General features: G+C 60.9%; 17 protein-coding genes. 9 read left to right on the top strand and 8 right to left on the bottom strand.

Going from position 1 to position 25,954, the window contains the following annotated elements; translation table 11 throughout:
• Positions 1-2 precede the first annotated feature (2 nt).
• The 4 genes from ABD833_RS02555 to ABD833_RS02540 all read left to right on the top strand — a co-directional run bounded on the left by ABD833_RS02555 (position 3) and on the right by ABD833_RS02540 (position 5,608).
• Entirely contained in the window at positions 3-2,255 is a 2,253-nt protein-coding gene (locus ABD833_RS02555; RefSeq protein ID WP_345070768.1) for an ATP-dependent helicase, read from the top strand.
• 167 nt (positions 2,256-2,422) lie between these two features.
• A complete protein-coding gene (locus tag ABD833_RS02550; RefSeq protein ID WP_345070767.1) occupies positions 2,423-3,190 on the top strand; it encodes a DUF4290 domain-containing protein in 768 nt (255 codons plus the stop codon).
• A 101-nt stretch (positions 3,191-3,291) separates the two neighbouring features.
• On the top strand, positions 3,292-4,596 hold the full coding sequence (murA, locus tag ABD833_RS02545; protein ID WP_345070766.1) for a UDP-N-acetylglucosamine 1-carboxyvinyltransferase: 1,305 nt from the start codon (positions 3,292-3,294) through the stop codon (positions 4,594-4,596).
• 250 nt (positions 4,597-4,846) lie between these two features.
• Positions 4,847-5,608: a DUF4349 domain-containing protein gene (locus ABD833_RS02540; protein ID WP_345070765.1), complete on the top strand. Its 762-nt coding sequence runs from the start codon at positions 4,847-4,849 to the stop codon at positions 5,606-5,608.
• Between the two features lie 86 nt (positions 5,609-5,694).
• Here ABD833_RS02540 and ABD833_RS02535 read toward each other — a convergent pair whose 3' ends face one another.
• The 8 genes from ABD833_RS02535 to ABD833_RS02500 form a co-directional block, all read right to left on the bottom strand.
• Complete coding sequence (locus tag ABD833_RS02535) at positions 5,695-6,030, bottom strand: phage holin family protein (protein WP_345070764.1); 336 nt, start codon at positions 6,028-6,030, stop codon at positions 5,695-5,697.
• Between the two features lie 100 nt (positions 6,031-6,130).
• Positions 6,131-7,210, bottom strand: coding sequence for an agmatinase family protein (locus ABD833_RS02530; RefSeq protein WP_345070763.1), 1,080 nt, complete (start codon positions 7,208-7,210; stop codon positions 6,131-6,133).
• 510 nt (positions 7,211-7,720) lie between these two features.
• Positions 7,721-8,350 (bottom strand): chemotaxis protein CheC, encoded by a 630-nt coding sequence (locus ABD833_RS02525; RefSeq protein WP_345070762.1) that lies wholly within the window; start codon positions 8,348-8,350, stop codon positions 7,721-7,723.
• 64 nt (positions 8,351-8,414) lie between these two features.
• Positions 8,415-10,052 (bottom strand): chemotaxis protein CheA, encoded by a 1,638-nt coding sequence (locus ABD833_RS02520; RefSeq protein ID WP_345070760.1) that lies wholly within the window; start codon positions 10,050-10,052, stop codon positions 8,415-8,417.
• Entirely contained in the window at positions 10,049-11,137 is a 1,089-nt protein-coding gene (locus ABD833_RS02515) for a chemotaxis protein CheB (RefSeq protein WP_345070759.1), read from the bottom strand. Before ABD833_RS02515 ends, ABD833_RS02520 begins: the two co-directional genes overlap by 4 nt.
• A 71-nt stretch (positions 11,138-11,208) precedes the next feature.
• Positions 11,209-11,598 (bottom strand): response regulator, encoded by a 390-nt coding sequence (locus tag ABD833_RS02510; protein ID WP_345070758.1) that lies wholly within the window; start codon positions 11,596-11,598, stop codon positions 11,209-11,211.
• A 53-nt stretch (positions 11,599-11,651) separates the two neighbouring features.
• Complete coding sequence (locus ABD833_RS02505) at positions 11,652-12,194, bottom strand: chemotaxis protein CheW (protein ID WP_345070757.1); 543 nt, start codon at positions 12,192-12,194, stop codon at positions 11,652-11,654.
• A gap of 73 nt (positions 12,195-12,267) precedes the next feature.
• The gene (locus ABD833_RS02500; protein ID WP_345070756.1) at positions 12,268-16,674 is read right to left on the bottom strand and encodes a HAMP domain-containing protein; all 4,407 of its coding nucleotides are present in this window, start codon (positions 16,672-16,674) and stop codon (positions 12,268-12,270) included.
• A gap of 353 nt (positions 16,675-17,027) precedes the next feature.
• Between ABD833_RS02500 and topA the strand changes: the two genes are divergently transcribed.
• The 5 genes from topA to ABD833_RS02475 all read left to right on the top strand — a co-directional run bounded on the left by topA (position 17,028) and on the right by ABD833_RS02475 (position 25,717).
• Positions 17,028-19,514 carry a type I DNA topoisomerase gene (gene topA / locus ABD833_RS02495; protein ID WP_345070755.1) on the top strand — a complete coding sequence of 829 codons (2,487 nt, stop codon included), beginning with the start codon at positions 17,028-17,030 and terminating at the stop codon, positions 19,512-19,514.
• 186 nt (positions 19,515-19,700) lie between these two features.
• Positions 19,701-20,570, top strand: a complete 870-nt coding sequence (locus ABD833_RS02490) for a DUF4846 domain-containing protein (RefSeq protein ID WP_345070753.1) — start codon at positions 19,701-19,703, stop codon at positions 20,568-20,570.
• Positions 20,571-20,664: 94 nt separating this feature from the next.
• Positions 20,665-21,363, top strand: coding sequence for an SIR2 family NAD-dependent protein deacylase (locus tag ABD833_RS02485; RefSeq protein WP_345070751.1), 699 nt, complete (start codon positions 20,665-20,667; stop codon positions 21,361-21,363).
• Between the two features lie 4 nt (positions 21,364-21,367).
• Positions 21,368-21,916 (top strand): metal-dependent hydrolase, encoded by a 549-nt coding sequence (locus ABD833_RS02480; protein ID WP_345070750.1) that lies wholly within the window; start codon positions 21,368-21,370, stop codon positions 21,914-21,916.
• Between the two features lie 66 nt (positions 21,917-21,982).
• A complete protein-coding gene (locus ABD833_RS02475) occupies positions 21,983-25,717 on the top strand; it encodes a BamA/TamA family outer membrane protein (RefSeq protein ID WP_345070749.1) in 3,735 nt (1,244 codons plus the stop codon).
• Positions 25,718-25,954: the final 237 nt, after the last annotated feature.

The raw sequence follows: 25,954 nt of genomic DNA, 5'->3' as shown, positions 1-25,954 counted from the left end.
GAATGGCCTTAGATTACCAGAAACTTCTGAACCCCTCCCAGGCCGCCGCGGTCATGCAGATCGACGGCCCCTGCATGATTATCGCCGGCGCCGGCTCGGGCAAGACGCGCGTGCTCACCTACCGCATTGCCAACCTGCTCGAGCAGGGCGTCGACCCGTTCAACATCCTGGCGCTGACCTTCACCAACAAGGCCGCCAAGGAAATGCGCGCCCGGATTGAGAAAGTCGTGGGCCCCGAGGCCAAGAACGTGTGGATGGGCACCTTCCACAGCATCTTCGCCCGCATCCTGCGCTCCGAAGCCGACAAAATCGGCTACCCCCGCCACTTCACCATCTACGACACTCAGGACAGCAAAACCCTGCTGGGCCAGATCGTGAAGGAAATGGACCTCGACGACAAGCTCTACAAGCCCAACATGGTGCTGGGGCGCATTTCGGCGGCCAAGAACAAGCTCATTTCGGTAGAGCAGTACCTGCAGGACCCAGTGATTAAGCAGGACGACGAGGCGGCCCTGCGGCCCAAGATCGGGGCCATCTACCAGCAATATGCCCTGCGCTGCTTCAAGGCCGGCGCCATGGACTTCGATGATCTGCTCTTCAACACTAACGTGCTGTTTAAGAACCACGTCGACGTGCTGAACAAGTACCAGAACATCTTCAAGTTCGTGATGGTCGACGAGTACCAGGACACGAACTACTCCCAGTACCTGATTACCCGGAAGCTGGCCGCCAAGGAGCGCAACATCTGCGTGGTGGGCGACGACGCGCAGAGCATCTACGCCTTCCGCGGCGCCGACATCACCAACATCCTCAACTTCGAGAAGGACTACCCCGAGCTGCAGGTGTTCAAGCTGGAGCAGAACTACCGCTCCACGAAGAACATCGTGAAGGCCGCCAACTCGGTCATCAAAAACAACAAGGCTCAGCTGCGCAAAGACGTATTCTCCGAGAATGAGGAAGGCACGCTGATTGAGGTGCTGAAAGCCTCTTCCGACAACGAGGAAGGTAAGCTGGTCGCCAACAGCATCTACGAGGACAAGATGAACCAGCATCTGTCCTACGAGAACTTCGCCATCCTCTACCGCACCAACGCCCAGAGCCGGGCCATGGAGGAAGCCCTGCGCAAGCTCAACATCAAGTACAAAATCATTGGCGGCCTGAGCTTCTACCAGCGCAAGGAAATCAAGGATCTGGTGGCCTACCTGCGCCTGACCGTCAACCACAACGACGAGCAGGCCCTGCGCCGGGTGATTAACTACCCCAAGCGCGGCATCGGCGACACCACCATCAGCAAGCTGATCAACTCGGCCGAGGAATCGAACCACACGCTGTGGGAAGTGGTGAGCAACGCCAACTCCTTCCTGAATACGCGCATCGCCAACCCGATTGAGACGTTCGCGGAGCAGATCAAGAGCTACGCGGTGCTGGCGGGCAAGGAAGATGCCTTTGAGGCGGCCAAGTTCATTGCCAAGAACTCGGGCATGGTGGAGGAGCTGTATTCCGACAAGAGCATTGAGGGCCTGTCGCGCTACGAAAACATCCAGGAACTCCTGAACGGGGTGAAAGCCTTCGTGGAGGACCCGGAGCGCGAGGAAAAGTCGCTGGCCGCCTTCCTGCAGGATATTGCCCTGGTTACGGATACCGACCTGAAGGACGCCAAGGACGAAGGCGAGTCGGTGACGCTGATGACGATTCACTCGGCCAAGGGCCTCGAATTCCGCAACGTGTACATCGTAGGCATGGAGGAAAACCTCTTCCCGAGCCAGATGATGATAACCTCGCGGGCCGACCTGGAGGAGGAGCGCCGCCTGTTCTACGTGGCCATCACCCGGGCCGAAAAGAAGCTCACCCTCAGCTACGCCACCTCCCGCTACCAGTGGGGCAACCTGCGCAGCTGCGAGAAAAGCCGCTTCCTCGACGAAATTGACCCCCAGTACGTCGACTTCAAGTTTGCGGCCAGCCCGGCGGGTTCCGGCGACGGTACCTTCGGCCACGTGCTGGAGCGGCGCAGCAACCTGCTGCCCACCCCGCCCCGTAAAACCGTGGCGACGAAGTACGTGGCCCCGGCTGACTTCAAGCCCAGTGATACCAGCAACCTGCAGACCGGCCAGCGCGTGGAGCATCCCAAGTTTGGCTTCGGCGCGGTAACCAAGCTCGAAAAGCAGGACGGCTCGGTGAAGGCCATCATCCAGTTCGAGGAAGTGGGTGAAAAGACCTTATTGCTGAGTTTTGCGAAATTGCGCGTCGTTAGTTAGCCGAACGTAGTAACTTGACCTTAGCTAACGCTGTCGGCTCGTCCGGCAGCCTGTTTTTGGGTACGCCGGCCGCCTTCTTTCTGGCCCCGCTCTTACCGGCTGATGCTGCGGCATCGCCTTTTCCTGCTTTCCACAGCCGCTTTCACTCGCGGCTTCGCCTTTTCCCAATGGCTTTACCTTCCCCTTTCAAACACGAGCTGCTACTGCGCGAATACGGCCAGAGCACCTACGAGCTTATTCAGCAGCTGCGCACCATCGACGACCGAGAGGAGCGTACCAAGCGCGCCCAGCAGATCGTGCAGCTCATCTTTCGCCTGAATGCCGCCCTGCGCGACCAGCCCGATTCCCAGCAGAAAGTCTGGAACCACATCTTTGAGATGACCGACGGCGAGCTGGACGTAGACGCTCCCTTCGAGCTGCACAAGCTCGACATTCTGGCCAAGCAGCCCCAGCGCGTGGCCTACCCCACCAAGGGACCCAAGCTGAAGCCTTACGGAGGCAGCGTGGAAACCATGATCACCCACGCCCTGACCCTGGAAGACCCCGCCGAGCGGGAGCTGGCGACCATTGCCATCGGGCGCACCATGAAGTTCCTGTACCGTTCCTACAGCAAGGAAAACGCGAAGGACGTCACCATTCTCAAGCATCTGAAGGAGCTCTCCGGCGGTAAGCTGGAGCTCGATCCGACCCGGGTAGATGACGAAGGCCTGTTTGAGTTCAGCACCATGCCCGCCCCCGCCGCCGCCACCAGCACACGGTCCGCACCGTTCGTCGTGCCCCAGCCCCGCAGTGAGCGGAGTGACCGGGGCGACCGGGGCGACCGGGGCGACCGGGGCGACCGGGAAATGCGCCGCGGCGGTACCAACAACCGGCGCGACAAGCAGCGCCGCGGGGGCAAGAAAAGCCGCCAGGAACCCCAGCAACCGCCTCAGTAATATTTTTTTTTAAGAAGCCAGGAGTTAGGAGCAAGGAGATAGAATGCCATCAGGCAATTCTCTCCTTGCTCCTAACTCCTGACTTCTAACTCCTCATATCCATGGCCTCATTTGAAGTAATTGGCGGCACTCCGCTGAAAGGCGAGATCGTGCCCCAGGGCGCAAAAAACGAAGCACTGCAGATTCTGTGTGCCGTGCTCCTCACCGCCGAGCCAGTCACGATCAGCAACATCCCCGACATCCGCGACGTGAACAAGCTCATTGAGCTGTTGCGCGATATGGGGGTAAAAGTGGGCAAGCTGGCTACCGACACCTACGTTTTCCAGGCCGAAAATATCAACCTCGACTACCTCGATACGCCCGAGTTCGTGGCCCAGGCCGGGTCCCTGCGCGGTTCGGTTATGATCCTGGGTCCGATGCTGGGCCGCTTCGGTAAGTGCCAGCTGCCCAAGCCAGGCGGCGACAAAATCGGCCGCCGCCCGCTGGACACCCACTTTTTAGGGCTGGAGAAAATGGGCGGCAAGCTCACCCTCGAAGGCACGGACTTCTACCGCATTGCGGCGCCCAACGGCCTGCACGGTACGTATATGCTGCTCGATGAAGCTTCGGTAACCGGCACGGCCAATATTATGATGGCGGCCGTATTGGCCGAAGGCATCACCACCATCTACAATGCGGCCTGCGAGCCGTATTTGCAGCAGCTTTGCAAAATGCTGGTGCGTATGGGGGCCAAAATCAACGGCATCGGCTCTAATCTGCTCACGATTGAGGGCGTGGCCAGCCTCGGCGGCACCGAGCACCGCATGCTGCCCGACATGATTGAAATTGGCTCCTTCATCGGCCTGGCCGCCATGACGGGCTCGGAAATCCTGATCAAAGACTGCCAGATTCCGGAGCTCGGCCTGATTCCGGACACCTTCCGCAAGCTGGGCATTCAGCTCGAGTTCCGCGGCGACGACATCTTCGTGCCAGCCCAGGACCACTACGAGATTGCCACCTATCTCGACGGCAGCATCCTGACGGTTTCGGACCACACCTGGCCCGGCTTCACCCCCGATCTGCTCAGCATTGTACTGGTAGTGGCTACCCAGGCCAAGGGTACGGTGCTGATTCATCAGAAGATGTTCGAGTCGCGGCTGTTCTTCGTCGATAAGCTCATCGACATGGGGGCCCAGGTTATCCTCTGCGACCCACACCGTGCCACCGTTATTGGCCTCGACCGGCGCAATGCCCTGCGCGGCATCACTATGAGCTCCCCCGATATCCGGGCCGGCGTAGCCCTGCTTATCGCCGCGCTTTCGGCCGAGGGCCGGAGTGTAATCGAAAACGTGGAGCAGATTGACCGCGGCTACCAGTTCATCGATAAGCGTCTGAACGCCTTGGGCGCCCAGATCCGGCGCCTGTAAGCCTACCGTTCTACTATAACCTGAAGCCCGGTCTTTTCTATAAGACCGGGCTTTTTTGGGGCCATACCAGAGGCCGTGGGTTACCCGTCAGGCTTTTGGCGATGAACTGAAGATGTGGTTGGTTCTTATCACTCTTTATCCTTGCCCTATGAAAACTTGTGCGTGGACCCTTGCTTTGTTATTTGTTACGGCGTGCAGCGCCAAGCAATCCGCTTCAGAACAAGATAAAACTCTTGCTGTAGCGGAATTGATGGAGTCACCAGGTGGGGAAGAGGCCGGTGAAGCGGTACCCGATGCCGACGAGCCCACGCGCATAACGGCGGCCCCGGCGACCAGCCGCAAGCTCATCTACCACGCGCAGGTTCGGGTGAAAGTAGCCGACCTGGTCCGGGCCAACGCCCGCATGGACAGCCTCACCCGGACCTACGGAGCCTACGTTTCGGCGGCGGCGGAAACGCGGCAGGATGGCGAGTGGGAACATAAGATGACAATCCGGGTGCTGCCGGCCCGCTTCCCGGCACTGCTGGCCAGCCTGAATGGCCTGGGTACGCTGGAATCGAAAACGCTGGGCACCGACGACGTAACGGCGGAACACGCGGACGTATCAGCCCGGCTGCGCACCAAGCGGGCCCTGGAGCAGCGCTACGTAGCTTTGCTGAGTCAGGCAAAAAAGGTAACGGAGATTCTGGAAATTGAGGAAAAGCTCGGGGAAGTGCGCGGCGACATTGAAGCCACGGAAAGCAAGCTAAAAACCCTCGACGACCAGGTGGGCTATTCTACTATCACGCTCACCTACTTCCAGGAAATCACGCTGAACACGCCGGATGCCCCCGTGCTGTCTTTCGCCAGCCGTTTCACTCAGGCCTTCTACAGCGGGTGGGAGCTGCTAACCGCCCTGGTGCTGGCCCTGGTTACCACCTGGCCGCTGCTGCTCTTGGGCGCGGCCGGAACCTGGGGCTGGCGGGCCTGGCGGCAGCGTCGGCATCCGTTCCCAGCTGCTAAAGCCGGCTGAAATAAACTGCCCGTACTTACCCAGGCAAAAGCCCCAACCGATGACCGGCTGGGGCTTTTGCTTTTGATAATCAGGCTGTAGCGCAACTAGTCTACCACCATATCCACGACCGACGTCACGACCGACAGCACGACGCTGAACAGCAGGGCGGCGAAGAAGCCATCGACCTTAAACCCGGCCAGGAAATAATCGGCCAGCAGCACGATAACGGCGTTGATGACCAGCAGAAACAGGCCTAGGGTGAGCACCGTGATGGGAAAGCCCAGAATCTTCAGAATCGGCTTGAGCACGGCATTTAGAACGGCCAGTACGATAACCAGCAGAATAGCGTCGCTGAAGCCCCCCAGATGCGCCCCGGGCAGGAATTTGGCCAGCACGAACGTCAGCACGGCGGTAAGCAGGAGTTTGAGGATAAATCCCATGGGTATGGTAGGGCAGGTTGGTAAAAAAAAGAAGTCCGACCCGCCGGTCGACAGGTCGGACAACGATACGCAAATTCGCGGTGGACGTTGGCCGGGATATTTACTCCGCTACGCGGGCCTGGAGGCGGCCCTGGGAAACGCCCATCCAGTGTGCCATCTGAAACAGGAGCCGCGCCCCCACAATGGCGTTCCACTCGGTGTCGCCGGGGGCTACTTCGTTCAGGTCGCAGCCGATGATGGTCCGGCCTGACTCGACGATGGAACGGATCAGGTACAGCGCTTCCTCAAACTCCAGACCGCCGGGAACGGGCGTGCCGGTACCCGGGCACAGCTTGGGGTCCAGCCCGTCGATGTCGAAGCTCAGGTATACTTTGGCAGGCAGCTGGGCAATGATCTTACTGCAGACCTTCTTCCACGACTTCTTGGCAAACTTTTCATTTGACAGAAACCGGTTGTGAAACATCACCACCCGGCCACCCGACTGGGCCACCAGCTCGGCTTCCTGCTGGCATAAGTCGCGGATGCCGACCTGCACCAGCTTCTTCACCTGGGGCAGTCTGAGGGCGTTGTACATGATGGAAGCATGCGAATACTCGAAGCCTTCATAGGCCGGGCGCAGGTCGCAGTGGGCATCGATCTGCAGAATACCGAATTCCTCGTGCCGCTCCGCCAGGGCGTGCAGGTAGCCCAGGGGCGTACTATGGTCGCCGCCCAGTACTACCACGCCTTTGCCGGCGTCGAGGTAAGCGCCGGTTTTCTGCCGGAGCCATTCCACCATGGCCTTGCCCCGTACGCCGATTTTGGCGGTGGCACCCGCGAATTTGCCGGCATCGGCCGCTGGCTGACCGGCTTCGAGCCAGGCAATGTAGTCGGCGGCCAAAGTGCGCAGGGTCCGGCTTTCGGCAGAAATTTTCTCATCTGACTCTTCCATAGCCAGGCCCATCCGCCAGGCGTCGGGCAGGTCCGGGTCGTAGAGGTCTACCTGCAAGGAAGCAGCCCGGATGGATTCGGGCCCCTGAGCGGTGCCTCCGCGGTACGATACGGTCACTTCCCAGGGCACGGGCACAATAACCACCTGGGCTTCCTCAACGGTGAACGGCAGGCCATACACGCCCCCGGCCGCGTCGCCGAGGGCATTGGGGTCGAAACCGGCTAGTTTTTTCTCTAAGCTCGAAGGCATATCAGTTGTGAGTTGTGAGTTGCCAGGTATGAGTTACCAGTTGTCAGTTGCCAGTTGTCAGTTGCCAGTTGTCAGTTGCCAGTTGCCAGTTGCCAGTTGCCAGTTGCCAGTTGCCAGTTGTCAGTTGTCAGTTGCCAGTTGTCAGTTGCCAGTTGCCAGTTGCCGGTTGCCGGTTGTCAGTTGTCAGTTGCCAGTTGCCGGTTGCCGGTTGTCAGTGGCCAGTTGTCAGTTGCCAGTTGTCAGTTGTCAGTTGCCAGTTGTCAGTTGCCAGTTGCCAGTTGCCGGTTGCCGGTTGTCAGTGGCCAGTTGTCAGTTGCCAGTTGTCAGTTGTCAGTTGCCAGTTGCCAGTTGCCAGTTGCCAGTTGCCAGTTGCCGGTTGCCGGTTGCCGGTTGTCAGTTGCCGGTTGTCAGTTGCCAGTTGCCAGTGGCCAGTTGCGTTAAGGGTTGCGAAGTAGTCGTTGAACGAACTGGCAACTGGCAACTGACAACTGGCAACTCATACCTGGCAACTCATAACTGGCCGCCCAGAAAATCGTAGGTGCGGATAATTTCCAGGATCTTATCGAAGGTAGTGCGGTCGAAGAACAGCATCAGCGGCAGCTCCACCGAGTTTTCTTTGTCCGAAAACTGGGTGATAACCGAGAAAATCAGCGGCTGCACCAGGGCTTCGTGCGTCATCAGGCTGGTCAGCGCGTTGGCAATGTCGCCCCGGGGCGCAACGGGCGGCGCCCCGTAGATTTTGGCCTTCAGAATATTGGCCAGCTGCGTGACCAGCGCCCCGGTGATGATGTTGCTGATTTCGAGCAGCAGTGACTCCTGCATCTCATCAATGGCAATGGACTCGGGCACCGACATGCGCAGACAAACCCGCGACAGGCGTTGCACGTGCTGCCCCGAGAAAAACATCAGAGTCGTGCCCGTGAAGTCACCCCGGATATCGGACTGAATGACGGCGTGGGTATCGGAGTACTCGAGCACCTTGTCGAGCATATTATGCCCGGGCATGATGTCCAGATTCGGAACTTCGAGCAATACTTTTTCCTGGGCAATGGTGGCGAAAGAATCAGCCGCCCGGGCCAAGCCTATGTTCAGAATCTCACGGATAATATCCCGCTCTAGTTCCGTCATGTGCAAATCCATAGGAGTCAGTCAGTTGAGTGGGATGAACTACTATAAGGTCACCCGGTGTCTGCAATACGTGTTGTTAGGGTCGCCTGGCTAGAAACAGGCGCGTCAGCGCCGGCACATCGAGCACCAGACACACCTGGCCGCTGCCCAGCAGCGTGACGCCACCAAACAGGTCAATCATATCCAGCGGCTTGCTCATGGGCTTGATGACAATGTCCTGCTGGCGCAGAAAACGGTCGACGATGAGGCCCAGCTTGCGGCCGTTGTAGTTTACGATGATGATGTCCTGCCGTCCCACGAGGCTGGCTTTGGAAGCCGTCGGCAGCGGGCCCTCCTCGGCGCTGTGCAGTAAATTGTGGAGGTTGATGACCGGAATATTTTCGCTCAGCACCCGGGCCAGCAGCACGCCGCCGACGATGTGCATCTCCTCGGGCCACAACGATACCACCGAATCAGTGTGCATGAGCGGAATGGCGTAACTGCGGTCGGCCAACTCAAACAGCAACGCGCCTTTTACGGCAATAGAAGTAGGCAGCACCAGCGCGAACGTGGTTCCCTGACCCAGTACTGAATCGACGCGCAGCTGCCCACCCAGCGAATCAATGGCCAGCTTCACTACGTCGAGGCCCACCCCGCGGCCGGAAATATCGGTTACTTCCTTGGCCATGGAGAAGCCCGGCTCAAACAGGAAGGCCCGCACCGCATCATCGTCGAGGCCGCGTGCCGTGCTGGCCGTGACCAGTCCGCGCTCCACGGCTTTCTTACGCACGCTTTCCACGTCAATACCCCGGCCGTCATCAATCACCTGAATCAGCACGTCGTCGCGTTCAGTCTGGGCGGAGAGCGTAAGGTGGCCCTGCTCCGGCTTCCCCGCCTGCACACGCGCGGCCGGCGTTTCAATTCCGTGGCCAATAGCATTGCGCACGAGGTGCAGCAGCGCATCGGTAATGATCTGCAGGATGTTACGGTCGATCTGGATGTCCTGCCCGGCAATGAGCAGTTCGACGTCCTTGCCCTCAGCCGTGGCCACGTCGCGCACCACGCGGGGAAACTTGTTGAACAGGGAGCCCACGTTTACCAGCCGGGCATCCATCACACTGTATTGCAGATCGTCGGCAATACGGAACAGGTGAGCCGCCGTACTTTGCAGGGCCGGGTTCCCTATCTCCTGGCTGAGGGTCAGAATCCGGTCCCGGTCAATAATCAGCTCTCCTACCAGGTTGAGCAGATGATCGAGCTTTTTGATCTGAATGTAGACCAGATCCGACAGCTCCAGCTTGCGCGTGGCGTCCTCGTCGGTATTGCTCAGGTCTTCTTCCAGAATGGGTTCTTCGCCCTCTACCAGTCGCTCCAGGTTGGCTAGCAGCAGGTCAGCATTGGCCGTTTCCTCCCCGTCGCCCACGGCCCGGATCATCAGGCCCAGCGTGTCGACGCCGGTAAACAGCACCGGCACCAACGAGCCCTCAAAAGCCCGTTCCTTGCTGCGAATCAGCCCGAAAATGGTTTCCATCCGGTGCGCCACCTCGCCAATGTCGGCATAGCCCATGGCCAGGGCGTTGGCCTTCAGGTTGTGCATAAACCGGAATAGCTCATTCAGGGCTTTTTCATCGGTCGGGTCTTTTTCCAGCTCGCTGATGTACCGGCTCATGGCATCGTAATATTCCAGGGCCTCGGCCATGAACATCTCGCGGTACTCCTGCTCCCGTGACTTCATCGTGCGGCGGGTTGGGAGAAGGACGTAGTGGCCCCGGTCCGGAGAGTACGACTCACTACTGCGGCGCGGTTCAGGTACTCGGCCAGCTCCGGCAGGGATAGGGCCGCATTGGCCAGCCCGGCCTTAATCACCGACTTCGGCATACTGAATACGGCCGCCGAAGCTTCGTTCTGCGTCAGCACGAGCCCTCCGGCCTGACGGATACTGCGTGCCCCAAGCGTGCCGTCGGTGCCCAGCCCCGTGAGCACTACGCCAATAGTGTTGCGCCCAAACTCCCGTGCCACTGACCGCATAAGCAAGTCGATGGAAGGTTCGTCGGGGGTCGGGCCAGCTTCCGGGCTGACGTCCGTTTGCCAGGTAAGCCAGGCCCCTTTCGCCACGGGTCGGATAACCATGTTTTGTCCGCCCGGGGCCACGACAATCGTTCCCGCCGCCAGTAGGGCGCCGGGTATACCGGCCATCACCGGCATAGCCGAAGCCCGCCGCAGACGCTCCACGAAGGAATCGGTGAAAGAGGCCGGCAGGTGAACAGCTACCATAATGGTGGTATAGGGCATCGCACCCAGGGAGCGGATCAGAGTTTCGACGGCTTTAGACCCGCCGGTTGAGCCCCCAATAACTATCACGCGGTTGGGCGGCATAGGCACGGTAGGCAGGCGGGTAGTTGCTGGACCGGCTGAAACTATAGCCCCGGACACCCGAGCAGAACGAATCTTGCGCAGCAGGTCCTGCCGGTAGCTACTGAAACCAGGGTGCTGGCGGCCCAGCAAAGGGAGGATATGGTCATACACGCCCCAGCGCGCGGTTTCATTCAGCATACCAGCCAAGGGCGCCGTGTTGCTGTAGAGCAGTATGGGCACAGCATGCCGTTGCGCCAGTTGCTCCAGACCCCGCAGCTGGTTTTCGGCCGCTAGTATCAGTCCCGGCCGAAGACGGCGGGCCTGACTTACCAACTCCTCGGAACCAACCGCCGAGCCCACCACCCGCAAGTCGGGCTCGGCATGCAACAGCTTGGTCAGCTCCATGCGCACCAGGGTGGGCAAGTCGCCGAGCAAGAGGGTGAATGGAGCAGAAAGATCGTACACTGAGTGGGGAATACGCGCTGAAATCAAAGCTTCAGCCTGAACCAGGAGTCATGGCCGGGCCAGGCGAATAGTTAGTCTTCGGTGGAACCGGTATCAGCGCTCTGTAACGCGCTGCCCACGATTTCGAGGACCTTCTCTTCCGAAAACGGCTTCACGATGTAAGCGGTAGCCCCGCTTTCGAGGGCTTCGTTCACAATGATTTCCTGCCCCACGGCGCTGCACATCACCACCTTCACGTCGGGCTGCTCCTGACGGATGCCCTTCAGAACATCGAGGCCCGTGTTGTCAGGCAGAATAACGTCCAGGGTAATCAGATCGGGCTTGGTAGCCGCGGCCATTTCCAGCGCCTGCTGTCCGTTGGCAGCCTCCCCAACTACTTCGTAGCCGGCATCGGTAAGCATATTCTTAAGCATCGTGCGCATGTAGAACGAGTCGTCTACGATGAGAATGCGGTTTTTCATACGGTTTGGTTCAGTGAAGCGAAAAGAGGAAACGGAGAGCGACTGCGCGCGAATCAGCCCTTTGTACGGGCCGGAGCAGGTGAAGATTCTGTTTTCGGCTGGAGCTGCATGATTTCCTCCGGCGAGAGCAGCTTAAGCATGTCGAGCACGATGATAATCCGCTCGTCTACCTTGGCGATGCCCTCAATGTATTTATCGTGAATGTTGATATCCTGGATGAACTCCGGTGCTTTCTCGATGATGGAAACCGGAATGGACAGCGGCTGGGGCACCTCACGCACCACGATGCCGATGGTGTAGTCCTTGGCTTCTACCGCCAGCGTGTAGCTCACGCCGGTGAGGGGCGTGGTAGCCGAGCGCAGCTTGAAGCGCTCTTCCAGGTCGATGATGGCAATGATGTCGCCCCGCAGGTTGGCAATACCTTTAACGAAGGAAGGGGTCTTGGGCATCCGGGCAATATCCGGCGTAACGGTCACTTCCTTCACCTGCTCGATGCGAATTCCATACTCCTCGTCGCCGAGCCGGAACACGATGAGCTGGACCAGCTTATCCTGTTTGACTACCTTTTTCTCGTTGGTCGGTTCTATGTCAGGCATGCCCAATAAGGTTGGGGAAGCAGGCCACCGCACTATCAGGCGGCAGCCTGCTCACCGGGAATTTGCGAATGAGTTATTTGGCTTTGTTCTTCGCCCGGGCTTTGGGCACCGCCTTACCGTTGACCGGAGCCGTCGGTTCCGCTGCCTTAACGGCAGCTGCCCGGCGGGCAGTGCGGCGCTCAGCGGACGCCGACTGGCCATTGGCCGGCCGGGCCGGCGTCGCCGGCGCTGGAGTCGGACGCTGCCGGGCACTGACTTTATTGGCGGCCGGAGCTGAACGCTGGGCAGTACCGCTACGTCCGTCAGCCACTCCCTTACGGTCTAAAGTCCGGCGCGGAGTACGCTCCGGGGTCGTTGCCGGGGCCGGCTGGGCGGCCCGCTGGCTGCTCATGCGGCGCAAAGCCCCCCGGCGCTCGGGCTCGGGCTCGGGCTCGGGCAGCATCTCCTCCGCCAGCTGGAAGGCCGACAGCCCCAACTGCAGATCATCGGCAATGTCGGTCAGGTTCTGGCTCGAAGTGGTCAGCTCCTGCATCGAGGTCGACAGCTGCTTGGCGGTACTGGCGACCTGCTGAGTGCCGGAGGCCGTCTGCTCGGCAATGGCTACCACTTCTTCCACGTATTTTACCACGTCGCCAATGGAGGTCTTCTGGACCTCGGTGGCCGTGAGAATGTCGCGGGACGTGCGCAGCGTTTCGCCGCTGCTGGTGGCAATGTTTTTAAAGGCGCTGGAAGCTTCGAACGTGGCGTTCTTGCCTTTCAGTACCCGGCCTTCCATGGTCGAAATAGCGGTGGCGGCCGAGGTCGTATCTTTCTTAACGTCTTCTACCAGGGTGGCAATTTCGGAGGCCGACTTGCGGGAGCCTTCGGCCAGCTTGCGAATCTCCTCGGCTACTACGGCGAAACCACGGCCGGCTTCCCCGGCGCGGGCGGCTTCGATGGCGGCGTTCAGCGCCAGCAGGTTGGTCTGCGAGGCAATGTCGGTGATTACGCCCAGCGACTTGCTGATTTCCTGCGAGCGGGTGCTCAGTACTTCGATGGTGCGCGAGGTCTGGGTGGCGGCGTTGGAGATTTCCTCCATGTTCTTTACCACTTCGGCTACGGTTTTCAGACCGAGCTGGGAAGTTTGCTCCCCCAGGATGGCCGCTTTGTTCACCACGTCGGCCTTACCGGCCGTTTCCTTGGTGGCCTGCATGATTTCCTCAATCAGCTTGAAGGCCTGGTCGGTTTTCAATGCCTGGTTCTGGGCGCCTTCGGCCATCTGCTGCATGGCCAGCGCCACGTCTACCGTAACCCGGCTCATCTCCTGGCCCTTGGCCGCCATTTCCTCCGACGACTCGCCCACGAACTGCGACGACTCGTTGATTTCGCCGAGCAGCTCGTTGAGGTTGTCCACGGCGATGTTCAACGCGTTGGACATCGCCAGAATGTCGCCGGCGGTCTGGATTTCAACTTTCTGAGTCAGATCACCTTCCGAGATGGCGCGTACCACGCGCGATACTTCGAGTACCGGCGAGGCAATGGATTCGATCAGGTCGTTGAGCGTGTCCACGATTTCCTTCCACGAGCCCGATACGCCGCCGACCGTGGCGCGCTCGGTCAGCTTGCCTTCTACCCCGGCTACTTTCGCTACCCGGCTTACTTCCAGGGCGAGGCGGTTCAGGTCGTCCACCATGCGGTTGATGGTGTCGGCCAGCTCGGCTACTTCGCCTTTGGCCTCCAGCTTCAGCTTCTGGGTCAGGTCACCTTTCGATACCCCGGTTACTACTTTCACGATGCCCCGCACCTGCGTGGTGAGGTTGGCGGCCATCGTGTTTACGTTGTCGGTGAGGTCTTTCCAGACCCCGCTCACGTTGGGCACGTTGGCCTGGCCGCCGAGACGACCTTCGGTACCTACTTCCTGGGCCACGCGGGTTACTTCGCCGGCGAAGATGTTCAGCGAATCCACCATCCGGTTGATGTTGTCCTTCAGGTCGAGCAGCTCGCCTTTCACGTCAACCGATACCTTCTGGCTCAGGTCGCCGCGGGCTACGGCGGTGGTTACGTTGGCAATGTCCCGTACCTGCGAGGTCAGGGAGGCCGCCATGGTGTTTACGTTGTCGGTAAGGTCCTTCCAGGTTCCGCGCACGTTCGGCACCACGGCCTGACCGCCCAGCTTGCCCTCGGTGCCTACTTCGCGGGCCACCCGGGTTACTTCGTCGCCGAACGTGTTCAGCGAGTCCACCATCTGGTTCAGGTTTTCCTTGAGCTGGAGCAGCTCCCCGCGCACGTTTACCGTTACTTTCTGGCTCAGGTCACCTCTGGCTACGGCGGTAGCCACGTTGGCAATGTCCCGTACCTGCGAGGTCAGGTTCGAGGCCATGGTGTTTACGTTGTCGGTCAGGTCTTTCCAGGTTCCCGACACGCTCGGCACGTTGGCCTGACCGCCCAGAATCCCTTCCGTACCTACTTCGCGAGCCACCCGGGTTACTTCCCCGGCGAAGATGTTGAGCGAGTCCACCATCTGATTCAGGATGTTCTTCAGGTCGAGAATCTCGCCGTTCACGCTCACCGTCATCTTCTGGGTCAGGTCACCCTTGGCTACCGCGGTAGCTACGGCGGCAATGTCCCGTACCTGAAGCGTCAGGTTCGAGGCCATCGTATTTACGTTGTCCGTCAGCTCCTTCCAGGTCCCCCCCACGCGGGGCACGTTGGCCTGGCCGCCGAGCTTGCCTTCGGTGCCTACCTCACGGGCTACCCGGGTTACTTCGTCACCGAAGATGTTGAGCGAGTCTACCATCTGGTTGAGGATGTTCTTGAGCTCCAGGATTTCGCCCTTCACGTTTACCGTCATCTTCTGGCTCAGGTCACCCCGGGCCACGGCGGTAGCTACGTTGGCAATGTCGCGCACCTGACTGGTCAGGTTGGAGGCCATGTAGTTTACGTTGTCGGTCAGCTCCTTCCACACGCCGGCCACGTTGGGCACGGAGGCCTGGCCGCCGAGCTTGCCTTCGGTGCCTACTTCCTGGGCCACCCGGGTCACTTCGCCCGCGAACAGGTTCAGCGAGTCCACCATCTGGTTCAGGTTCTGCTTGAGCTGCAGCAGCTCCCCCTTTACATCGACGGTGATTTTCTGGCTCAGGTCGCCGCGGGCTACGGCGGTAGCTACGTTGGCAATGTCCCGTACCTGCAGCGTCAGGTTGGAGGCCATGTAGTTTACGTTGTCGGTCAGCTCCTTCCACACGCCGGCTACGCTGGGTACGGAGGCCTGGCCGCCGAGCTTGCCTTCGGTGCCTACTTCCTGGGCCACCCGGGTCACTTCGCCCGCGAACAGGTTCAGCGAGTCCACCATCTGGTTCAGGTTCTGCTTAAGCAAGAGCAGCTCCCCTTTAACGTCAACCGTAATCTTCTGCGACAAGTCGCCTTTGGCCACGGCGGTAGCTACGTTGGCAATGTCGCGCACCTGACTGGTCAGGTTGGAGGCCATGTAGTTTACGTTGTCGGTCAGCTCCTTCCACACGCCGGCCACGTTGGGCACGGAGGCCTGGCCGCCGAGCTTGCCTTCGGTGCCTACTTCCTGGGCCACCCGGGTTACTTCGCCCGCGAACAGGTTCAGCGAGTCCACCATCTGGTTCAGGTTCTGCTTGAGCTGCAGCAGCTCCCCCTTTACATCGACGGTAACTTTCTGGCTCAGGTCGCCTTTGGCTACGGCCGTGGCGACGTTGGCAATGTCCCGTACCTGCGAGGTCAGGTTCAGGGCCATGGTATTTACGTTGTCGGTGAGCTGTTTCCATACCCCGCCCACGTTGGGTACCGAGGCCTGGCCGCCCAGTTTCCCCTCCGTACCTACTTCCTGGGCCACGCGGGTTACTTCCCCGGCAAACAGGTTCAGGTTGTCAATCGTCTTGTTGATGGTTTCGGCCATCACCTTGAAGTCCCCCGACACCGGAATCTGGAAGGTTTCGTCCAGGTTTCCTTTGCTGATGTTCTTGAGTACTTTGCCTACTTCCAACACCGGTACGGCGATGCTATCGACCAGGCCGTTGATATTGTTGATCATGTCGCGCCAGAAGCCCGAGGCATTTTCGGCCGAGGCCCGCGCTTTCAGGTTGCCTTCTACTCCGGCCACCTTCGAGATGCGCGACACCTCGCCACCTACGCCGCCGATCATCTCTACCATCGAGTTGTAGGCTTCGGCGATTTCGGCGAAGATGTCGTCGTTCTGCTTGGTCAGGCGCACCGATACGTCGCCCTTCTTAAAGGCGTCGAGGGCGTAGAGCACCCGGTTAAGCTGGTCGTTGACGTAATCGGCTTCCTGGCTGTCCTCCGAGCCGCGGCCACTCCCCCGCTTCCGGGTTATATCGGAGCTGGTCCGGGCCCCGGCCGGCCGCAACACCTGGCCTTTATCGTAGGCAGCCGACGGCGTGGGCAGGGCGGCAGTAAATGACTCGGGAGCGTCGGTTTCCGGAGTGGTAGTAATCTTGGTAGTCTTACCTGAAGCCATACGAAAGGATGGATTGCGAAGCCTGGGAAAAGAAGGGCGTGCTGTAAACCAGAAACCGCCACGCAGCGGCCCTCAGACTTACAAAGGTAATAAATACGGCCTTTCCCCCCCCATGAGTTTGCAAATAGGAAAATACTTTGCCAAGTATCATATTATAAAGCACTTGGCGGGTTCAGGGCAACAAAATAAGCCGGTCCGCACCGGGAACCAGACCACCAGCCAAGGGGCTAATTACAAGCCGTTGCGTGGTTACGCCGGATTATTGCAGCATCTTTGCGGCAAAATTCAACTTTTGCTTTGCTTCGGGCGTTTCCTACCCAAACCCACTCATCCTCTGCCCTTCCGTACCTCTTATGGTAAAAAATCTAGTCATCGTCGAGTCCCCGGCCAAAGCCAAAACCATTGAAGGGTATTTGGGTAAGGACTTCATCGTGAAGTCCAGTTTCGGCCACGTCCGCGACTTGCCGAAGGACAACAATGCCATTGATATTGCCAATGGCTTCAAGCCCACCTACGTGGTGTCGCCCGACAAGCGGGAAATCATTTCCCAGCTCAAGAAACTCGCCAAGGAAGCCGAAATCGTATGGCTGGCGAGTGACGACGACCGCGAGGGCGAGGCCATTTCCTGGCACCTGGCCGAAACGCTGAACCTGAACAGCGCCAAAACCCGGCGCATCGTGTTCCGCGAAATCACCAAGAACGCCATTCTCAATGCCATCGACAACCCCCGGGAAATCGACCTGAACCTGGTAAATGCCCAGCAGGCCCGCCGGGTACTGGACCGGCTGGTTGGCTTCGAGCTGAGCCCGGTGCTGTGGAAAAAGGTGAAGACCGGCCTTTCCGCCGGCCGCGTGCAAAGCGTAGCCGTGCGCTTCGTGGTGGAGCGGGAGCGGGAAATCAACCAGCATAAATCCTCTTCCGCCTACCGCATCACGGCCCGTTTCGACGCCGGCCGCGGTGCCGTGCTCGAAGCGGAGCTGCCGACGCGCTTCAAAATCCAGGCCGAGGCCCAGGAGTTTCTGGCGCGCTGCATCGGCGCGACCTATAAGATTGAGGACCTGGAGAAGAAGCCCGGCAAGCGCAGCCCCGCGCCGCCCTTCACCACTTCCACGCTCCAGCAGGAAGCCTCGCGCAAGCTGGGCTTCTCGGTGGCCCAGACCATGAGCGTGGCCCAGAAGCTTTACGAAGCCGGTAAGATCAGCTACATGCGGACCGACTCGGTGAATCTGAGCCAGGACGCGCTGGCGGCGGCGAAGGCCGAAATCAGCAGCGCCTACGGCCCCGAGTACGCCCACACCCGCCACTTCAAAACCAAGTCGGCCTCGGCCCAGGAAGCCCACGAAGCCATCCGCCCCACCGACTTTGCCCTGCTCAAAGCCGGGTCCGACTCGCAGGAGCAGCGCCTCTATGACCTGGTCCGCAAGCGGGCTATGGCCTCGCAGATGGCCGACGCCACCATTGAGCGCACGGTGGCTACTATCGGTATCAGCACCCAGCCCGGTACCAATCTGACGGCCAGCGGGGAGGTCATCACGTTCGAGGGCTTTCTGAAAGCCTACAGCGAGTCGAAGGATGAGGAAACGCTGGATGAGGAAGCCAGCCCCGAATCGTCGTTTTCGCGGGGACTGCCGCCGCTGAGCCTGCAGCAGGAGCTGCCTTTACAGAGTCTGAAAGCCACGGAGCGGTTTGCCTCGCCGGCAGCGCGCTACACCGAAGCTTCGCTGGTGAAAAAGCTGGAGGAAATGGGCATCGGCCGGCCTTCTACCTACGCTCCTACCATCAGCACGATTCAGAAGCGCGGCTACGTGGAAAAGGACACCCGCGAAGGCAAGGAGCGCAAGTTCCACGTGCTGACGCTGGACGGCAACACGGTGAACGTAGAGGCCAAAACCGAAACCTACGGCGCCGACAAAGCCAAGCTCTTCCCGACCGATACGGCCATGGTAGTCAATGATTTTCTGGTGGAACACTTCCCCATTATCATCGACTACCAGTTCACGGCCAAGGTCGAAGGCGAGTTTGACCTGATTGCCAACGGCCAGGAGCAGTGGGGCAAGATGCTGGGCGACTTCTACGGGGCCTTCCACGAAACCATCGAGCGGGGGCAGGACATTGAGCGCAGCACGTTGGGCAGCACCCGCGAAATCGGGCTGCACCCCGAAACGGGGCAGAAGCTGACCGCCCGCCTGGGCCGCTATGGCCCCTACGTGCAGATTGAGCCGAAAGAGGGCGCCCCGGAAGATGAAAAAGCGGTGTACGCCAGCCTGCGCAAAGGGCAGTTCATCGAGAACATCACCCTGGAAGAAGCCCTGGACCTGTTCAAGCTGCCGCGCATCGTGGGCCAGTTCGAGGACAAGGACATGACGGCTTCCCTGGGCCGCTTCGGGCCCTACATCCGCCACGACAGCAAGTTCTACTCCCTCACCAAGGAGCAGGACCCGCACACCATTACGGCCGACGAGGGGGTGACCTTGATTGAAACCAAGCGCAAAACCGACGCCGAGCGGCTGATCAAGAGCTTCCCCGAGCGGGAGGACATTCAGGTGCTGAACGGGCGCTTCGGGCCCTACATCGTGGTGGGCAAGAAGAACGTGAAGATTCCCAAGGGCGAAGAGCCCGCCGACCTCACGCTGGCCCGCTGCATCGAGCTGGGCGACGCCACCCCGGACAAGCCCGCCAAGGGTGGCCGCTTCGCCAAGAAAGCTGCCCCGGCGGCTGAAGAAGCGGCCGATAAGCCCGCCAAGAAAAAGCCGGCGGCCAAAAAAACCGCCGCCAAAAAACCGGCGGCGAAAAAAGCTCCTGCCACCACGGCGAAGAAGCCGGCGGTAAAAGCCAAGTAGAGCTAACGACTCATTCCTCAAAAGGTCCTGATTTCAAAATCAGGACCTTTTTTGTACTCGTTCAGTTGACCGGTATTTAACCTGGTCAGCTTGAAATTTAACCTGGAAGGGCTCGTTAGTACGCTATCCGGTCCGCTACCCTTTACCACGTTATTCATGCGATATTACGCCGGGGCTGCCCTAGCAATGCTCACTACCTGCACCAGCAGCCCCACTGAAGCCGACCAGCTCACCACGGCCCCAGTAGCTGTTTCCATTCAAACCGGTACGGTGGAGCCCAACCGCTACGCCTGGCTCCCGGCCGGCACCTATGATAGAAAGCACAGCGTGGCCGCCCGGTTTGCGCCCCCGCGCGGATGCCGGCGGGTGGCGGTGGCCCCGGGCTCGTTTGGGCACTGGCTGCGGTATCTGCCGCTGCTACCCGCGGGTACGGCCGTGCGGCTCCACAATGGCCAGTTGAAAGACCCGCAGGATGTGCATGCCGCCGTGCTCGACATTGACGTCGGCACCCGGGATTTGCAGCAGTGCGCCGACGCCGTCATCCGCCTGCGGGGGGAGTACCAGTTTGGGCAGGACCCGACGCGGGTGCATTTCCACCTGACCAGCGGCGACGATGTCCGGTTTGCCGACTGGGCCGGTGGGCAGGGCTTCCGGGTGAGCGGCGACCAGGTACTGCCGGCCCCACGCCCGGCCGAGCCGCCCACCCACGCCGTATTCCGCCGCTACCTCGACCAGATTTTCACCTACGCCGGTACCCTGTCGCTGGCCCGGGAGCTGTCGGCGGTGCCGCTGACGGACGTGCAGCCCGGCGACGTGCTGATTCGCGGCGGCTCGCCCGGCCATGCCGTTATCGTGCTGGATGTAGCCGAGCAGTTGGCTACCGGCCGCCGCTACGTGCTGCTGGCTCAGAGCTATATGCCCGCCCAGCAGATGCACGTGCTGCGCAACGTGTGGGGCGACGCGGGGCTGGGGGCCTGGTTTGCGGTAAACCCGCAGGAAACCCGCTTCGGCACCCCCGAGTGGACGTTCAGAAATGATGAGCTGAAGCGCTTCTAGAATTGCGGCCGGCTGGCTACTTTGCGGCCGTCCACCCTCAGCGTCCTCTGCGTAAACCTCTGCGCTCCTCTGCGGGAACCGTCGTTGTTAAATAATGCTCATGAAAAAGAAACTGGTTGCCCTCACCGGCGCGGGCATCAGCGCCGAAAGCGGCCTGGCCACCTTCCGCGGCTCCGACGGCCTCTGGGAAGGACATCGGGTGGAAGACGTAGCCTCGCCCGAAGGCTGGGCCCGCAACCCGGCGCTGGTGCTCGACTTCTACAACCAGCGCCGCGCCGCCGCCCGGGCCGCCCAGCCCAACGCCGGCCACCGGGCCCTGGTGGCCCTGGAGCAGGAGTTTGAAGTGGTCATCATCACCCAGAACGTGGACGACCTGCACGAGCGGGCCGGCTCCCGCCACGTGCTGCACCTGCACGGTAAGCTGTTTGAGTCGCGCAGCACCCGGCACGAGGACCTGATCTACCCCATGACCGGCGACACCATTCACCTGGGCGACCGGTGCGAGAAAGGCCACCAGCTGCGGCCCAACATCGTGTGGTTCGGGGAGCAGGTGCCGCTGATGGAGCGGGCCATGGAAGAAGCCGCCACGGCCGACATCTTTATGGTAGTGGGCACCTCGTTGCAGGTGTACCCGGCGGCGGGGCTGGTACAGTATGCGCCCGCTCACTGTCCTGTTTACATTATTGACCCCCACCAGCCCCCGCTTACGGCCCGGCGCAACCGGCACTTCATCACCGAGCCAGCCAGCACGGGCGTGCCCCGCGTGGCGGCCGAGCTAAGGCGCCAGCTGTAAGCGCATGGCCTCTATTTTCGGACACGTGGCGCTGGGCGTCACGCTGGGCAAGCTGCTGCTGCCCGACCCACGGTACCTGCGCTATTGGCTGCTGGCCGCTGCCTGCGCCTTCCTGCCCGATATTGACGTGGTGGGCTTCCGGTTTCAGGTGCCTTACGCCAGCCTGTGGGGGCACCGGGGCCTGACGCATTCGCTGTTCGCGGCGGCTATGGTTGCTTCCGCTAGCGTTGCGCTGGTCCGGCTTTTCCACCGTCAGGCCGGGCCGCCGCCGGGCCGGCTGTGGGTGCTGGTATTCCTGGCCACGGCCTCGCACGGGGTGCTCGATGCCATGACCACTGGCGGACTGGGGGTAGCATTTTTCAGCCCGTTCAGGCTGGAGCGCTACTTTTTCGGCTTCAACCCGATTGAGGCTTCGCCCACTGGCATCCGGCAGTTCGTGGGTTCGACGGTGTGGCGGGTGCTGCAGAGCGAAGCCATCTGGGTGGCGCTGCCCTGCGCGCTGCTCCTGACGGTGCAGCGGCTTTTTTCGCGTCAAACCGCGGTAGCCCGCTGACCTTATGCACCCCGGCTGGATTTCCTGCGTAAGGGGGATTTCAATCCTCCGTCCCGCTTCCCTTCTATGCGAAAAACTTACCGGCTGCTCCTGGCAGCGCTGCTTACCGCACTTGCCCCTGCCCTCTATGCTCAATCCTCTACCGCGACCCACGCCGTCTATCTACTCGGCAATACCGCAGAAAAAGAGCTGCCGCAAGCGCATTTGCGCGTTTTACGGCAACAGCTGGAGCAGCACCGGGGCCCGTTTACCGTAGTTCATCTGGGGGATATTGCCGCCAATACCGGCCTCCAAAAAGAGCCCGAAGCCAGTACCACCGCCCGCATCGACCAGCTCCTCGGTCTGGTGCAGGGCCTGCCCAACGGCCGCATCTACTTCCTGCCCGGCGACAAGGACTGGGACAATTCCGGCCCCGATGGGCTGAAGCGGGTGAAGCGCCTGGAAGAATACATCGAGCAGAAGCTCCCCGGCCAGAACGCCTTCCTGCCCACCGGCGGCTGCCCCGGTCCCGAAATCGTGGACCTAGCCCCCAACGTGCGCCTCGTGGCTATCAACTCCCCCTGGTGGACGCACCCCTACGACCGGCCCGAAGCGCCCGATACGGAGTGTAAAACCATGACTAAGGAGGAGTTTCGGGAGCAGCTCCAGGACGTACTCGACGACACGAAGGGCAAAAACGTGCTGCTTGTGGGTCACCAGCCCGTTATCAGCAACGGCGTGTACGGGGGCCGGATGCCGCTGAGCCGCCAGCTGTTTCCCTTCGAGAATGGCGTGCCGCTGCCGGTATTTGGCACCCTGTATTCGGCCTACCGCCAGAACGTGGGCCTGCCCCGCGACCTGGCCAACCCCGCCTACCAGGAGCTGCGCCGGGAAATGCTGAACACGCTCCAGGAACATCCCGGCGTAGTATACGCCGCCGCCCACGACTACAGCCTGCAGCTTACCCGCTTCGAAGACAACTACCACCTGGTAGCCGGCAGCTTCACGGAAAAAGACCACGTGGGCGCCAAAGGCCAGTCGATGTATAACGCGGCGCAGAAAGGCTACTCCCGCCTCGACTACTACGCCGACGGTACCGTGAAGGCCCTTTTTTACACCTTCGACAAAGCCGGCACTACTGCCGGAGAAGCTTACAGCGCCACGCTGTTCCAGTCGGCCTGCACCGAGCCGCGCCTGCCCAACGTGCCGGTGAACTTCTTTATTCCGGAGTGCCCGACGGCAGTGAAGGGCGTAGCGGCGCCCAGGCCGGATGCGGCCTCTCAGCCCACCGTGACCCTGGCGCCGGGGCCGCAGTACAAGGCCGGGCCGGGCAAGCGGTTTTTTCTGGGGCCGGGCTATCGCACTTCCTGGACCCAGCCGGTGGCAGCCAAAACCCTGGACCTGGCCACCGAAAAGGGCGGGCTGCGCATCTTCGGCAAGGGCGGCGGCCGGCAGACCACGTCGGTCAAGATTATTGCCGCCGACTCCTCCGAGTACGTGTTCCGCTCCGTGGATAAGGACGTGACCAAGATTCTGCCGCCCGAGCTGCGCAACTCCGTGGCCGCTGACGTGCTGCGCGACATCACGCCCACAGCCCACCCCTACTCGGCCCTGGTTGCTGGCTCCCTGCTCGACCGGACCGATATTCTGCACGCCCGGCCCCGCCTGTTCGTGCTGCCCGACAACAACACGCTGGGGCCCTACCGCGAAAAGTACGCCGGCCTGTTCGGCACCCTCGAAGACCGGCCCGGCGACCCCAAGCCCAACCTGCCCGGCTTCGGCGGGGCCGACGAAGTGCGCCGCTCGTTCAGCTTTTTCCGCCAGCTCTACAAGGACCACGACAACCGCATCGACGCCCCGGCGCTGGCTAAGGCCCGGGCCTTCGACATGCTGGTGGCCGATTTCGGCAAGCACGAGGACAACTGGAAGTGGGCCGGCTTTAAGCAGGGCAAAACCACCGTATTCCGTCCCATTCCCCGCGACCGGGACCAGAGCTTCACTCTCTGGAACGGCCTGCTCACCTATACTGCCAACCGCGAGTGGGCCGTGCCCAGCATTGAGGATTTCCAGAGTGAGTTTCACGACATGGAAAGTCTGAACTGGCCCGCCCGCCACCTCGACCGGTTCCTGCTCACTTCTCTCACCCGGGAGCAGTGGCAGGAAGCAGGCCGTTACCTGCAACAGCGCATCACCCCTGCTGCCATCGACCAGGCCACGGCCGAGCTACCGAAGGAAATCCAGCCTATTTCCGGGCAGGACCTCAACCGCAAGCTAAAAGACCGGATTCAGGAGCTGCCCAAGGCCCTGGATGAGTATTACCTCATGCTGGCCAGGCGGGTGGACGTGGTAGGCTCCAATAAGGCCGAGGTGTTCCAGGTAGACCGCCAGCCCGACGGCAACGTGCGGGTGCGTATGTTCGACAAAGGCAAGGACGGCGACGTGCCTAGCGGTGAACCGCTGTTCGACCGCACCTTCAAGCACCGGGAAACCGACGAGGTGGCCATTTACGGCCTCGATGGCAAGGACGTATTTACCGTGACGGGTACGGCCCCTAAAAGCGTACTGGTCCGCATTATCGGTGGCGACGGCAAGGATAAAATAACCGACGAATCGAGCGTATCGGGGCTGCGCACCAAAACTAAAATCTACGACGTCACAGACACGGAGCTGAAGCCAAGCAGGGAAACCGATAACCATACGTCTGATAAGCTGACCGTGAACCACTACGACCGGGAGGCGTTCGAGTACGACGGCTACAACCCGCGGGCCACGCTCATCTACAACCGCAACGACGGCTTCGGCATCGGGGCGGGCTTCGATATCGTACGCCAGGGCTTCCGCAAGCCGGACTACAAAAACCTGTACGGCATCGACGTGCGGGGCTCTTCCAACGGCAACTTCCAGGTGGCCCTGAACATGCGTCAGCGCCACGCCATCGGCACCTGGGACATTGGGGCCCGCACCGAGTACGGCAACTTCTTTCCCTTCTACAACTTCTTCGGGCTGGGCAACAACACCGCAAAAGACGAGACGCAATTCGATAACGGCTACTACACGGCCCGCTACAAAGGCTACACCTTCAATGCCTTCACCGAGCACGTCTTCTTCCAGCGCAGCCGGCTCCGCTTCGGTCCCGCTTACGAGCAGTACACCAGCAGCTTCGCCGGCACCAGCCTGCTGGGCCAGCTGCAAACCACTCCGCAGCCGGCCGACGTGGTGCGGCCCAACACCGCGTTCCAGCGCCTGGTGGGCCTGAATGCCCTGCTCGACCTCGACCTGCGCGACCGGAAGCTCTTTGCCCGCCGCGGGGTGCGCCTGCTGGCCCAGCACGACACGTACCACCAGCTCAACCGCACCAAGGGGAACTTCGGCCTCACCCAGGGCTTCGCCGAATACTACGGCACGGCCCGCCTGCTGGTGCCTGTGACGCTGGTCGTGAAAGGCGGCGGGGCCAGAAACTACGGCGACAACGACGAAATTCCGTTTTACAAATTCACCAGCCTGGGGCAGCGCGAAAACCTGCGCGGCTACTACCGCAACCGCTTCAGCGGCGACGCCAGCCTGTACCTGAACACGGAAATCCGGCTGGCCTTGGGCCGGGTGCAAACCTCCTTCCTGCCCTTCTCCTACGGTGTATTCGGCTTCTACGACCGGGGCCGGGTGTACTTCAAAGGCAACTCCCCCGGCGGCTGGCACGACGGCTACGGCGCGGGCTTCTTCATCGCCCCGGTCTCGGATCAGCTGGCGTTGTCGGTGTCCTACCAGAAGTCGCCGGAGAATGGCCTGATCCAGTTCGGCGTGGGCTTCCGCATTGACCAATAGAGCCACGATACTGCGCCTCTCGGCGTTGAACGACAATCGTTGGGAAGGCGCGAGCGACGCGACGCAAAGGGTCGCGGCTCTATATCCTGCCGGCACCTTCAGCATCTATGCCGCCGCCGCTCGGCGGTGCCGAGTGCCAGTTACGCTTGAGCAGCTGAGCTGCGAATCGGCCCGCACCTTCAGCACGCCTCTTACCCGACGGCGTGGGACGCTCGTGGTTGGCAGGAGGCGGGGAAA

This window comes from Hymenobacter fastidiosus (assembly GCF_039539565.1).
Taxonomy (GTDB): Bacteria; Bacteroidota; Bacteroidia; order Cytophagales; family Hymenobacteraceae; genus Hymenobacter; species Hymenobacter fastidiosus.
Note: the sequence above shows the minus strand (reverse complement) of the source record. Positions and strands in the feature narration are given on the sequence as shown.